The 13,631-nt window shown below is 44.9% G+C and carries 7 protein-coding genes and 5 pseudogenes; 1 reads left to right on the top strand and 11 read right to left on the bottom strand.

From position 1 onward, the window contains the following. The first annotated feature begins 73 nt into the window (after positions 1–73). Complete coding sequence (gene xseA / locus AC0L66_RS04105) at positions 74–1,441, top strand: exodeoxyribonuclease VII large subunit (protein ID WP_473568451.1); 1,368 nt, start codon at positions 74–76, stop codon at positions 1,439–1,441. 54 nt (positions 1,442–1,495) lie between these two features. On the opposite strand, the gene AC0L66_RS04100 is transcribed toward xseA, so the two are convergent. The 11 genes and pseudogenes from AC0L66_RS04100 to pepB form a co-directional block, all read right to left on the bottom strand. Beyond that, a complete protein-coding gene (locus AC0L66_RS04100) occupies positions 1,496–1,732 on the bottom strand; it encodes a zinc ribbon domain-containing protein (RefSeq protein WP_265676068.1) in 237 nt (78 codons plus the stop codon). Positions 1,733–2,174: 442 nt separating this feature from the next. Continuing rightward, on the bottom strand, positions 2,175–3,038 hold the full coding sequence (locus tag AC0L66_RS04095; RefSeq protein WP_265676069.1) for an alanyl-tRNA editing protein: 864 nt from the start codon (positions 3,036–3,038) through the stop codon (positions 2,175–2,177). A gap of 70 nt (positions 3,039–3,108) precedes the next feature. Continuing rightward, positions 3,109–4,598 (bottom strand): annotated as a pseudogene (gene der / locus AC0L66_RS04090) (ribosome biogenesis GTPase Der). 171 nt (positions 4,599–4,769) lie between these two features. Next, complete coding sequence (gene bamB / locus AC0L66_RS04085; protein ID WP_265676071.1) at positions 4,770–5,927, bottom strand: outer membrane protein assembly factor BamB; 1,158 nt, start codon at positions 5,925–5,927, stop codon at positions 4,770–4,772. Between the two features lie 10 nt (positions 5,928–5,937). Next, positions 5,938–6,554 (bottom strand): annotated as a pseudogene (locus AC0L66_RS04080) (YfgM family protein). An 84-nt stretch (positions 6,555–6,638) separates the two neighbouring features. Beyond that, the gene (hisS, locus tag AC0L66_RS04075; protein WP_265676073.1) at positions 6,639–7,907 is read right to left on the bottom strand and encodes a histidine--tRNA ligase; all 1,269 of its coding nucleotides are present in this window, start codon (positions 7,905–7,907) and stop codon (positions 6,639–6,641) included. A 24-nt stretch (positions 7,908–7,931) separates the two neighbouring features. Continuing rightward, positions 7,932–9,056 carry a flavodoxin-dependent (E)-4-hydroxy-3-methylbut-2-enyl-diphosphate synthase gene (ispG, locus tag AC0L66_RS04070; protein WP_473568448.1) on the bottom strand — a complete coding sequence of 375 codons (1,125 nt, stop codon included), beginning with the start codon at positions 9,054–9,056 and terminating at the stop codon, positions 7,932–7,934. 8 nt (positions 9,057–9,064) lie between these two features. Continuing rightward, positions 9,065–10,028: pseudogene (gene rodZ, locus AC0L66_RS04065) on the bottom strand (cytoskeleton protein RodZ). Between the two features lie 496 nt (positions 10,029–10,524). After that, positions 10,525–11,650 (bottom strand): annotated as a pseudogene (gene rlmN, locus AC0L66_RS04060) (dual-specificity RNA methyltransferase RlmN). A 184-nt stretch (positions 11,651–11,834) separates the two neighbouring features. Beyond that, a complete protein-coding gene (ndk, locus tag AC0L66_RS04055) occupies positions 11,835–12,260 on the bottom strand; it encodes a nucleoside-diphosphate kinase (protein ID WP_265676076.1) in 426 nt (141 codons plus the stop codon). 62 nt (positions 12,261–12,322) lie between these two features. After that, positions 12,323–13,619: pseudogene (gene pepB, locus AC0L66_RS04050) on the bottom strand (aminopeptidase PepB). Between the last annotated feature and the right edge of the window lie 12 nt (positions 13,620–13,631).

The raw sequence follows: 13,631 nt of genomic DNA, 5'->3' as shown, positions 1-13,631 counted from the left end.
GTCGCTAATTTCCATACTCACGTCTTAGAGATTAGCTGTGTCCCTTTCTCCACGTTCCGTATCGAATTCCTCTGTGAAAAATCAGAACATTTTTACTGTTTCTCGCCTCAATGCAGAAGTGCGCTTATTGCTTGAAAATGAAATGGGTATTGTCTGGTTAGTTGGTGAAATTTCTAACTTTTCCTCTCCGGTTTCAGGCCATTGGTACCTCACGCTTAAAGACGCGCGCGCACAAGTTAAATGCGCGATGTTTAAAGGCAGTAATCGCCATGTCTCGTTTAAACCCGTCAATGGTAACCAAGTATTAGTTAAAGCGCGCTTATCGTTATACGAACCACGTGGTGACTATCAACTTATCATCGAGTCGATGCAACCAGAAGGGGATGGTCGTCTACAGCAAGAGTTTGAAAAACTGAAGATGTCATTGGCCGCAGAAGGGCTCTTTGCGCAGTCATTAAAACACCCACTTCCTGCCCACCCTAAACGTGTGGGAGTCATTACCTCTAAGACTGGTGCGGCACTTTACGATATCTTAGACGTTCTCAAACGCCGTGATCCTAGTTTGCCCGTCGTCGTTTACCCGACAACCGTTCAAGGAGAACATGCCGCGATTGAAATCGCACAAGCGATAGGACGCGCGAATAGCCGAAATGAATGTGACGTACTGATCGTCGGTCGTGGCGGCGGCTCTTTAGAGGATCTATGGTGCTTTAATCACGAAATCGTCGCACGAACCATCGCCGCGAGTCAGATCCCGATCATTAGCGCGGTAGGTCACGAAATTGATGTCACCATCGCCGACTATGTTGCTGACGTTCGTGCGCCGACCCCAAGTGCCGCTGCTGAGTTAGTCAGCAATGACACCTCGCATAAAAAGCAATCGCTAACCACAAAAGTACAGCAACTGCACAATGTATTCAGAGTGTACCTTGCTGAGCGAAAGCATCAGCTACAACACAATATTCAGGCCTTAAACGCCTTGCACCCTAAGCATCAACTTCAGCGACAACATCAGCGACTCGACGAAGCCGAATATCGATTAACTGCTGCTATCCGTCGGCGCTTGTCACAAGAAACGATGCGCCTAAAAGCAAAAGAACATCGCTTAGCACTAAATTCTCCGGTCAAAAAACTAAGTGAACAGCAATTTTTACTGCAACAAAGTGAGCAACGTTTAAAGCAAGCGATGCAGCGTCAACTCGTTCAGCTTCGCCATCAGTATACGCTCAGTGTAGAAAAGCTAGACACAGTAAGTCCACTGGCAACATTAAAACGCGGCTATTCAATTACCCAAGACTCGCAGGGCAATGTCATTACATCTGCCTCGCAAGTGGAAGTAGGTAAGACAATAACGACTAAACTCGATAAAGGCTCGATTGAAGCCACGGTTACAACAATCACTACTCGATTAGATCAGCTAGCACAAATCCACATCAATTAGAGCACAGACAGAGCCCTGTAATAACGCGATTACTGGGCTCTGTTTATCTGTTTATTAAGACAGTCCTAACAATTGAAATTCAATCTTTACTCTTGATTTAGACTTCAATTCGTTACAACTATGGCAAAAGTAGCTAGCTGACCCACACGCCTGCAGCTTTTCCAACAGGGCAGAACAATCTGGGCAAAACGCCACTTTTCTATAATGCTTGCTACATGATGAACAGTAATATTGTCCATCCCAAGTAAGAGCCGAATGACAACTCGGACATGGATTTTCTTGGCCTTGCATGCCATCTCCTTAATCAATCAATATGATGAGTACAAAGTTACAGTGAATTTAGGAGCGCTTCACTCAGCACGATCTTAATGACTTTAGTGCGAGAGTTTTTTGATCTTGATGCCCTATCGCTTTATCACCCAAACTTGCCTCTCTATCAGCTCAGGTAAATTTGCCGATACTTTGACGTTCTTTACCCTCGACACTACTCTAAATAGGTATTAAAAGTATCACTTATCACTCGACACCCTAGCGATGCTTTTCACGATCTTATCTCGATCCTACCCAAAAGCTATGTTGATCAGCGATCTGCTACAAAAAGAACATTTATATAACCACACACCGAAAGCATAAGTTACATATCCTGCATTTGGACTACAAGCAGATTAATCAACTTAATTAAACCCCACATTCAACCACTTGATAGAATTTAATAAAAAGATCATTTCTAGCATTAGTGGATTACATAGGTATGCATACGTATATAAGTTGATTCTATTGTTTCAAGCTTAATCTGTGTCTTTGAAATTGAAGATGTGGATGTCACATGCGTGCCACCACAAGGCATAACCACAAGTGCGTCACACTTATTCCAATGCCAAAATCGAGAACTGGTCAAATAAGGGCCCTCGAGTTGCATCTGGATCGGCGATGGTTGAGATAACCAGTGCGTTAGCAATGTATTCACGGCCGACTCTATTTCTACAATGTCTGAAAGCACATCTGCCGTATTCAAACCACGCTTCTTTAATGTTTTACCCAAGCGATATAGATCCACACACCTATCAGGAAGAACCTCACTTTGTTCTTGTGCGTAGCTATTGAAATCATAGTGCCCTAACCCATCAATTCGATCCGCGACTTTTCTCCAATATTTATCAGCCAACACTTTATTTAGTGCTAAAGAAGCAATATGACCAGCACTATGCCCACGACTCAGGCTCGCTTGATAATCGGCATCAATCTCTAACGTGACGGTTTGTCCTTGTGTCAGCGCTAACCTTTGAGAGAGGCGATGAACCACAACAAACACCCAACCTTCCGTATCACGCTTTACGGGTATCGCTTCAGCGACATAAAGCTCACTCGTCGCTAACTCTATTGCACCAACCAAACAATCACTCACGTCCATACGATTGCCATCGATGGTCATCCAACCACGATCGGCTGGATGGTCGGGCCATATGTGACTAACAGGATGAAACGGCGTACTTTCAACCACCACATCCGTATACTCTTGACCCTCTACTCGCAATTGAACGACGCTTTCAAGCGTAGTCATGTCATGGCAAAAAAAGGTTTTCGTTGCTGTAATCATATTTTAGCTTCCCTTAAACTAAAAAAACGCCCACTGATAATCAGCGGGCGTCTCTATTTTTTCTTACGCTTTATTTCTTAGTACGACCTTTCATCATGGTCATTAAGCGTTTGTGTTTTCGCTCTTGCGACAACGTCATCTTGTTCGACTTACCTTCAAATGGGTTCTCGCTGTTTTGGAATTGAATCCTAATCGGCGTCCCCATAATCTCTAAGGCACGACGATAGTAATTCATCAAGAAGCGCTTGTAAGAGTCTGGTAGTTCTTTCACTTGGTTACCATGAACGATAACGATTGGTGGGTTATAGCCACCAGCATGCGCGTATTTAAGCTTAACACGTCGACCACGAACCATTGGTGGTTGGTGATCATCCGTTGCCATCTTCATAATACGAGTAAGTACAGAAGTACCCACACGTGTTGTCGCTGACTTATACGCTTCTTGTACCGATTCAAATAAGTGACCGACACCTGTACCATGCAATGCAGAAATGAAGTGAATACGAGCAAAGTCAACGAAACCTAAGCGGCGATCGAGTTCTTTTTTAACATGCTCTTTAACATCGTTATCCAAGCCATCCCATTTATTGACGGCGATAACGATAGAGCGTCCCGCATTCAATGCAAAGCCAAGTAAGCTAAGATCTTGATCTGAGATATTTTCACGCGCATCAATAACCAATAATACAACGTTGGCATCCTCTACGGCTTTAAGTGTCTTCACCACAGAGAATTTTTCAACGGTCTCATTAATACGACGACGACGACGAACACCCGCAGTATCGATCAATACATATTCGCGCTCATCACGTTGCATTGGGATATAGATAGAGTCACGAGTCGTGCCTGGCATATCGTAAACAACCACACGCTCTTCACCAAGAATACGGTTGGTCAACGTTGATTTACCAACGTTAGGGCGACCAATAATCGCTAACTTGATTGGCTGATCTTGCAGACGCTGAAACTCTTTCTCCGCTTCTTCTTCCGTGTATTCCAGTTGCTCTTCTTCTTCATCTTCAAAATCAGTCAGATCTTCAATCTCACCATTTTCTTTTTCAAGAGCTTCCGCAAAAGGATTTAACGCACGGTCTATCAGCACGGATACACCACGACCGTGAGCCGCTGCGATTTGATACATGTCATCAACGCCAAGCTTCCAGAATTCAGCACTGGCAACATCGGCATCAATACCATCAACCTTGTTAACTACTAAGATCGCTGGTTTTTCAATCTTACGTAAATGTTGAGCGATTGCTTCATCTGATGGTGTGAGACTCGAGCGCGGCCATCAACCATAAACAGCACGACATCAGCCTCATCGATGGCGGCTAATGACTGCTCTGCCATTTTTGTTTCAACACCTTCTTCAGTGCCATCAATACCACCAGTATCGATCACAATGAATTCATGCTCACCTAGCTTCGCCTGACCGTATTTACGGTCTCGAGTCAGTCCAGGAAAATCTGCAACCAACGCATCACGAGTGCGAGTTAGCCTGTTAAACAGGGTCGACTTACCTACGTTTGGGCGTCCCACTAGGGCAACAACAGGTACCATAATAACCTCTATACTTATCTTGTTATGTGGTTATAGGTAAAATTCGAGCTTTCCTATAACCACACCATTATCCATCTGTCCGCGTACGAAAAGATCCTTTTGCTTCGCAGCAATAAAATGGCTCCTAACTGAAATCAGCAAGGAGCCTTATGTGAATTATATCACGATTTTTTATTTGATCGTCAGTTTCTTTATTTCACCGTCACGATTCACGATGATGTAACCACCTGGCACCATGGTTGGACCAACCGACAAACCACTTTCATTCGTCATTTGCTGAGAAACAAAATATCCCGTCTCTCTATCTAGCCAATGCAGGTAACCTAGGCTATCTCCAACAACCACAAAACCATCTACAATCACAGGTGCGGTCAACAAACGGTTCTCTAACAGTTTGTTTTCCCATAGTTCTGTGCCACTTCGAGCATCGACAGCCACGATATGATCATTATCGGTAATGAGATATAAAGTACGACTGTCCGTTGCCATGTCCGTTGCAGAAGAGTAGTTACGCTTCCAGATTGGGTTACCCGAACGTAAGTCTATCGCAATCAATTGACCATTAAAGCCAATCGTATATAACGTGCCGCCAAGAATAATCGGCGATGCGTCCACATCTACCAAACGATCAATTTCGGTCGCCCCTTTTGGTGTGCCCACAGGTTGCTGCCAAATCAACTGACCACGCTCTACGATAGCAGCGGCGAGACGTCCGTTTGCCGTTCCCCAGAACACGCCACCAGAAATGGCCGCTGGTGCACTATCACCACGTAACGTTAAGTTTGGAACGTCTGTGCTAATCGCCCAACGTTCTTCACCATTACTTTGCTCTAGCGCGACCAATAAGCCTTGGCTTGTGTGCACCATGATGAGGTTGGCATCCGCAACGGGTTTCGCCAACACTTCACCGTTCACCTCAGCACGCCATACGACTTCACCCGTTTCGACATCCAAAGCGATAACTTCACCGTTTTCGCTACCGATATAGAGTTTTTGATAAGCCGTTGCAATGCCGCCAGACAAACGAGCTGAGTCATCCTCTTCTAGGTCAACTTGCCAGAGTGTATTACCACTTTCAGGATCGTACGCTTTTACGACACCATCTCGACTGGCAACAAACAATTTATCATAGGCATACGCTGGCGACAGCTTGGAAAAAAATTGCCCTATGCCGCTACCAATACTTGATGACCATTCGGTTGCAGGTGAAAACTCACTGTCAACGACTGGCAATGGTGCCATGATGACCGTATCTTCTTCACTCGAACAACCAGCCAGCACGCCCAGCACCGAAATAGAAAGTAAAACCTTCTTAACGAATCTATTCATCGGCTAGCCCTTACTTGGCAAGATCATCCAGCTTAATTTGCAACGCTTGGCTGGCATCTTGCGCTTGTTGCGCTTCAGTATACGCAGAATATGCCACATCACGTTCACCGCAGCTTTAATAGCAATGTCACCACGAAGCTCAGCAACTCGACCTGCCCACGCTTCATCGGTGATTTTATCAAGTTCCGCTCTCGCGCCGTCGATATTCTCTTGCTCTGCCATAATTCGTGCAATACGGTAAGTCACTAACGGAGAAACCGCTGCATCTTTGGTATTCGCTTGTGCCCACTGAAGTTGTGTTAGTGCTTGGTCAAGCTCACCAGCTTCAACTTGAGCTTTTGCCAACTGCAGTGCCGCTAATACTGAATATTCCGTCGCCTTGCTTGTATCGATAAAGCTTTGAACTTCAGCACCTGCTTCAACACCTTGTGCTGCGATCGCTTCGACGACGCTGGTATATTGTTCAGACGCTGCTTCTTGAGCTTGAATCGCTGAATCTTGGTAAAAACGCCAACCGAACAAGCCACCTAAACCAACGACAACACCCAATACAACGGCCTTGCCGTTTTCTTGCCACCAATCTTTGATCGCTTCTACTTGTTGCTCTTCAGAATCGTAGAGTTCCACTTCCTGTCCTCTTAAAAATAATATCGTCACTGTCTAATAAAGAGGTCGTTACCCACCACCTCTTCTTCGTTACCAAGACAGGATTTAAATAATATCTGCTAATTTAGCGGTTAACTCATTTAGCGCAACAGTTTCCTGCGTGCCACCTTGCAAATCTTTGACCACGACCGTGTTCTCAGCCACTTCATTTTCGCCAAGCACTAGTGCGTAGACCGCACCCACTTTATCTGCACGTTTAAATTGTTTCTTAAAGTTACCGCCACCAAAGTGATTCATCACTCGAATACCAGGCATCGCTTCACGTAACTGCTCAGCTAATTTCACGCCTGCAATCATGGTGCCTTCACCTGACGTCACGACGTATGCATCAACACTACGGCGTACTTCAGTCAGCTCTAATGTTTCCATCATCAGTACAAGGCGTTCTAGGCCCATAGCAAAGCCAACTGCAGGCATTGCTTTACCGCCAAGTTGCTCTACAAGACCATCGTAACGTCCACCGCCACAAACGGTGCCTTGCGCACCCAAGCTGTCTGTAATCCACTCGAAAACGGTACGGTTATAGTAATCTAAACCACGAACTAAACGTTGGTTGACCGTATACGCTATACCCGCCGCATCTAATAGTTCACACAGACCTGAGAAATGCGCTTTAGACTCCTCGTCTAAGTAATCCGCCAGTTCCGGTGCATCGACTAAAATCGCTTGAACGTCTTGATTCTTGCTATCAAGTACGCGCAATGGGTTCGTATGCATACGACGCTTGCTGTCTTCATCCAGCACGTCGATATGCTGCTCTAAGTGGGCTATCAACGCGGTACGATAGTTGGCACGCGCTTCCAGTGAACCGATAGAGTTAAGTTCTAAACGAACATGTTCATGGATACCTAGCTCACGCCATAAACGCGCTGTCATCATGATCAATTCAGCATCGACATCAGGGCCATCAAGACCAAACACTTCAACACCACATTGATGGAATTGACGGTAACGACCTTTCTGAGGGCGTTCATGACGGAACATAGGGCCCATGTACCATAAACGCTGCTCTTGGTTATAGAGCAAGCCATTTTCAATCCCTGCACGTACACAGCCAGCTGTCCCTTCTGGACGCAGTGTCAGGCTATCGCCATTACGGTCCTCAAAGGTGTACATTTCTTTTTCTACCACGTCGGTGACTTCACCAATCGCACGGCGGAATAAGTTTGTCATCTCAACAATTGGCATGCGGACTTCATTATAGCCGTATGCACTGACAACTTGTTTAACCGTATTCTCTACTTTTTGCCAAAGAGGAGATTGTGTAGGAAGGCAGTCATTCATGCCTCGTATTGCTTGTATAGTTTTTGCCACAGTTAAATACCGTTATCGTTGAGATTATTTGTCGTCTATCTGACTAATATTGATTCGATTGTTTTCATCTAAAATTGAGGCTTTCGCGCGAATTTTAGCTTCTAACTTACTAATAAGATCATCGTTGTCTAAGCGCTCTTTTTGACGTTTACCATCTTCGTAAAAAGCACTTTTTTTATTACTGCCTGCTAACCCTAAGTGAGATACTTCCGCTTCGCCTGGACCATTCACTACGCACCCAATGATCGAAACATCCATTGGTGTAATGATATCTTCTAGGCGCTGCTCCAGTGCATTCACGGTGCCAATAACGTCGAATTCTTGGCGAGAGCAACTTGGGCAGGCAATGAAGTTAATACCGCGAGAGCGAATTCGCAGGGATTTAAGAATATCAAAGCCAACTTTAATTTCTTCTACCGGATCGGCCGCTAACGAAATTCGCAGCGTGTCACCGATACCTTCAGCTAACAGCATGCCTAGACCAACAGAAGATTTCACCGCACCTGCTCGTGCGCCACCCGCTTCGGTAATGCCTAAGTGCAAAGGCTGATCAATTTTCTTTGCTAGCAATCGGTAAGAATCAACCGCAAGAAAAACATCGGATGCTTTTACGCTGATCTTGAATTGATCAAAGTTCAGGCGTTCTAAAATATCCACGTGACGCATAGCAGACTCCACCAACGCTTCAGGTGTTGGTTCGCCATACTTCATTTGAATGTCTTTTTCTAACGATCCGCCATTCACACCAATTCGAATAGGAATATTATTATCTCGAGCACAGTCGACCACGGAGCGAATACGTGCTTCGTTACCAATGTTACCGGGGTTAATACGCAAGCAATCTACACCATATTCAGCCACCTTTAAGGCAATCCGATAATCAAAATGAATATCGGCAACTAATGGAATCGAAACTTGCTTCTTAATTTCTCGAAAGGCTTCTGCAGCGTCCATCGTTGGAACAGAAACGCGGACAATATCTGCCCCGACATTTTCCAACGCTCGGATCTGAGCAACCGTCGCTTGCACGTCGGTTGTACGCGTGTTTGTCATGGATTGAACGGCGATTGGTGCGCCGTCACCGATAGGTACATCACCCACATAAATACGCGTAGATGGGCGACGTTTAATTGGAGATTCGTGATGCATATTGAGTTCTAAGGTAAGGTGAATCGAGCTACTTTGCCTGAAGTATACCCAGAAAGGTCAACAGGTTCACTCGCAAATGTCATAGAAACCTTCTCTGGAGCACCTAAGATGATTTTAAATGGTGCTTTACCATTCACATCAACCAGCTCTCCCGGCTTCTTGATTCCTGTCGTCACGGTTTTTCCATTGGCATCTTTAACTTGGATCCAACAATCACCTTTAAACGACATAGTTAAATTGGTTAATCCGTTTTCAGCTGTTTTTTTCTTTCACTTGTGCCGTGGTCGACTCTTTTACGTCGGCGTCCGTTGCGACCGAATCATCGGCTGTAACAACGGCATCCACGACAGTTTCTGATTGCTCTTGTGCCGCTTCCGTCTCCGAACTTTCTAGTACAGCGGAAACATCCAACGTTTTGACTTGCTCGGTAGCCTCAGCGGGCAAGGTATCAAACGTCGTGTCTTGTGCAGAATGAGCATCAAGCTCTGTCTCTGCGACTTCCACAGCGGGTTCACTGGTATCCGCGATTTCAGATAAGGTGTCTTTTTGTTGGTTTTGTAGCCACCAAACCGATGAAATTCCGATAATGACAGCAAAAATGCCCCACGTGAGTTTCATGATTCGGCTATCGTGTTTTTCTTTGTTGGTTTTCTGCGAGAAGCTTTGCATCTCTTGTTCACTGTGCTGAGCTTCACCATGATGATCAATCGCACCCAGTACTTCTTTTTCTGCTACACCTACCGCTTTGGCATATGAACGAAGGTAACCTCGGGTAAACGTTGCGACCAGCTCACCATCAAACTCATTGGATTCTATTTTTTGAATGATGGCCACTCGCAAACGAAGTCGATCAGCAATCTGCTTTTGAGTCAGCCCTAATGCTTCTCGCTTTTGCTTTAAAATGGTTCCAGCTAAGACAACGTCTTTTTCTTCTAGGACACGCTCTGTGCTTTGATTGCTATCTGTACTCATTAATTCTGTACTTCTTATGGTTGTGACCGAGATTCACACACGCTTATTTCATTTTATTTATCGGTGTTTATTTGTCATCAGTCTAGTAAATCGTATGCACTAACTGTATATACAGACTAGTCCCTAATGGTGGTCATCGTCGACACGACATCCGTTGCTAAATCGTCGACATTAACGTGCGTTCGCACACTAAGAATTTTTCTCAATATCTGAGATTTACCATCTCTAATGCCCCATGATAGTCGATTCTATTCATGAGTTAAAATAACCAATCGTAAATCAATGCGAATACTGGCTATTTTGATTAAAAAATAACAATACTTACCTTGATCAGGCGACGCTTTGAACTATTTGATTAATAAAAACAATATTTGTTCCCTAATAGCAAAAATATTTGTATAGCTTTGTGGCAGCGATCGGATAATTTCGTCAGATTATTCTCTAGACACTAAGTACAAAAAAGCCAAGTCGAAACTTGGCTTTAGAATATAGAGCGTTACAGCGTTTTAACAGGTATCGCTTCTGCGCCTTTTTGAGTCATTTGTTTAGTCCGTTTGGTACGGTCAATCACATCACCCACGAGCTGACCACAAGCGGCGTCAATATCATCACCACGTGTTTTTCGAACCGTAACCGTGTAATCATATTGCATCAAGGTTTTCATGAAGCGATCGATTCGTGAATTACTTGGTTTCTTGTAAGGCGAACCCGGGTATGGGTTAAATGGAATCAAGTTAATCTTAGCTGGCGTGTCTTTAAGTAACTCCGCTAACTCACGCGCATGATCCATATCATCGTTGACGTGATCAAGTAACACATACTCAACGGTAACTCGGCCGCGGTTTGCATTTGATGAAGCGATATAACGTTGAACTGACGCTAAGAAGTCTTGGATATCCCAACGGTCATTGATTGGCATGATTTCGCTACGTAGCTTATCATTTGGAGCATGCAGTGAAATGGCCAATGCAACATCAATGTTACCCGTCATTTGATCAAGTCCAGAAACTACGCCCGAAGTCGAGACGGTAATACGTCGCTTTGATAACCCAAAACCCAAATCGTCAAGCATTAGCTCTAGTGCGGGTAGCAAGTTTTTCATGTTAAGAAGTGGCTCACCCATTCCCATCATCACGACGTTAGTGATAGGACGACGACCTAGTTTCTTTTTGTAAGCCAATTTCTCTTGCAGCACGCCAAACTTGTCCAATAATCTCAGACACTTTTAGGTTACGGTTGAAACCTTGTTGGGCAGTAGAACAGAACTTACACTCAAGTGCGCACCCTACTTGGGATGACACACACAATGTGGCACGATCTTCGTCCGGAATATAAACCGTTTCAACATCTTGATCACCCACTCGCATCGCCCACTTAATAGTGCCATCCGATGAATGTTGAGCTTCAGAAACGGTCGGAGCTTTGATTTCCGCCACTCTCAACAACTTCTCACGAAGTTTTTTGTTGATGTTGTTCATTTTCTCAAAGTCATCACAACCAAAATGGTAGATCCACTTCATTACCTGATCAGCACGAAAGGCTTTCTCGCCGAGCTCTTCTTGGAAAAACTTACGCAAGCCCTTGCGATCAAAATCGAGTAGATTGACTTTTTGTACGGTCATGTTGCCTCTTAAATGACGAAGATTCTGTTAAGGGCGCGAATTGTACAGCCTTTAGGCTCCTGCAACAAGCGCAACAAAACCCTAAAATAATAAGGCTTTCATTTATAAGTGAACATTTTTTATACAAGCCACTACACAGGCAATAAAAAAGGAGGCGACTGCCTCCTTCCTATTATGCCCTTAATTAACGAGGGCAGATTTCTGACTCTGGAAAGAAAAATTCAATTTCTCGAGCCGCTGACTCTGGGCTATCTGAACCATGAACCGAATTATAACGCATGCTTAGAGCGTAATCGGCACGTATCGTACCGCAAGCTGCTTCTTCTGGGTTGGTCTTACCCATCAACTCACGGTAACGACTGATCGCATCTTCCCCTTCCAACACTTGAACCATAATCGGTCCTGATGTCATGAATTCACGTAGCGCCGGGAAAAAAGGTTTACCGTCATGCTCGGCATAAAAACCTTTCGCTTGCTCATCCGTTAAGCGAACCATTTTTGCCGCTACGATACGCAAACCTGCTTTCTCTATTCTGTGGTAGATTTCACCGATAAGGTTACGCTCAACAGCATCGGGTTTAACGATTGAAAATGTTCTTTCTAGGGTCATCGTTCTTCCTTTCAGTTTTTGTTATCTATTGCTTTTTATTCGCAATTTGTTGGCCTATGCCACTATTTTTTAGCTTGCTCTACTAGTAATCGAGCTAAGGTACGTGTTCCCATACCTGTCGCACCTGCAGCCCACTTGTCTGAAGCAGACTTACGGTATGTGCCTGCACAATCAAAATGCAACCAGCCTTTTTTATAGTCTTCAACAAAGTAAGACAAGAAAGCGGCTGCCGTGCTAGCACCAGGAGAATAATCCCCACTACTTATATTAGAAAGATCGGCAAAGTTTGATGGCAACATATTGCGATGAAAATCGGCAAGTGGCAGTGGCCAAAGCCCTTCTTTCTCTTGATTAGCATTCGTCAGAGCTTGATGAGTCAATTCATCATCAAACGACATAATCGCGTGGTAGTCATTACCAAGCGCATTCTTCGCAGCAACCGGTTAATGTTGCACAGTCGATGATCATTTCTGGGTTTTGCTCGCTCGCAAAAATCAGACCATCGGCAAGGACCAAACGCCCTTCAGCATCGGTATTCATGATCTCTACCGTTTTGCCGTTCTTATAGGTAATGACGTCGCCAAGCTTTAATGCTCTGCCTGACACCATGTTTTCAGCGCAACAAAGAATAAGCTTCACTCGCTTGTTTAGGCCACGAAGAATCGCTAAGCCTAATCCGCCAGTAATGGTCGCTGCGCCACCCATGTCGGCTTTCATCGCGGTCATGAAGTTTGACGGTTTTAAGCTATAACCACCAGAGTCAAAAGTAATACCCTTGCCGACTAAACAAGCAAACACTGGCGCTTCAGGATCTCCAGTCGGGTTAAAATCCAGTTGCAACATGGCAGAAGTACGAGCAGAGCCTCGGCCAACAGCAAAAATGCCCGTCCAGCCTTCAGTCAACAAATCTTTGTCTTTAACAATGCGATAAGTAACATGCTCTGGCGCTGTGGACTTGATGAATTCCGCCGCCATTGTGGCAAGCTGGCGAGGTGCCACTTCTTCCGCACTTTTATTAATAATATCGCGCGTCCAGTCAGCGGCTTTAATACGAGCATTCAACTCATGAGTATCGGCTTCGCTTAGCGTGGGAAGCGCCACTGATGTGGTTTTCTTCGGGTTGCGATAGCCTTGGTAAAACGCCCACGTCGCTTCTAAATCCCAGTTATCACCCTGTAGACTCGCGCATGTGATGCCTTGTGAGTCTAATTTTCGAGCCGCTCTTTGAATAACATCTAAATCTAGATTTTCGGCGAGATGAATTGTCGTGCCTGATTCTGAATAAGAGAGTGTCGCCCCCTCTCCCCATTGTGATGGTGCAACTTCTTGGCTCAGAAATACCGACAGTGCATTAGACATGGTTTCTCCTTG

This window comes from Vibrio sp. GJ43-1 (assembly GCF_055808835.1).
The sequence above is the reverse complement of the archived record's forward strand: the minus strand, read 5'-3'. Positions and strand labels throughout refer to the sequence as shown.

What these genes read in the sequence shown, in the direction of transcription:
- AC0L66_RS04100 (WP_265676068.1), bottom strand. Translation starts at nt 1,732, where the DNA reads ATGCAAGGCCAAGAAAATCCATGTCCGAGTTGTCATTCGGCTCTTACT.
- AC0L66_RS04095 (WP_265676069.1), bottom strand. Translation starts at nt 3,038, where the DNA reads ATGATTACAGCAACGAAAACCTTTTTTTGCCATGACATGACTACGCTT.
- bamB (WP_265676071.1), bottom strand. Translation starts at nt 5,927, where the DNA reads ATGAATAGATTCGTTAAGAAGGTTTTACTTTCTATTTCGGTGCTGGGC.
- ispG (WP_473568448.1), bottom strand. Translation starts at nt 9,056, where the DNA reads ATGCATCACGAATCTCCAATTAAACGTCGCCCATCTACGCGTATTTAT.
- ndk (WP_265676076.1), bottom strand. Translation starts at nt 12,260, where the DNA reads ATGACCCTAGAAAGAACATTTTCAATCGTTAAACCCGATGCTGTTGAG.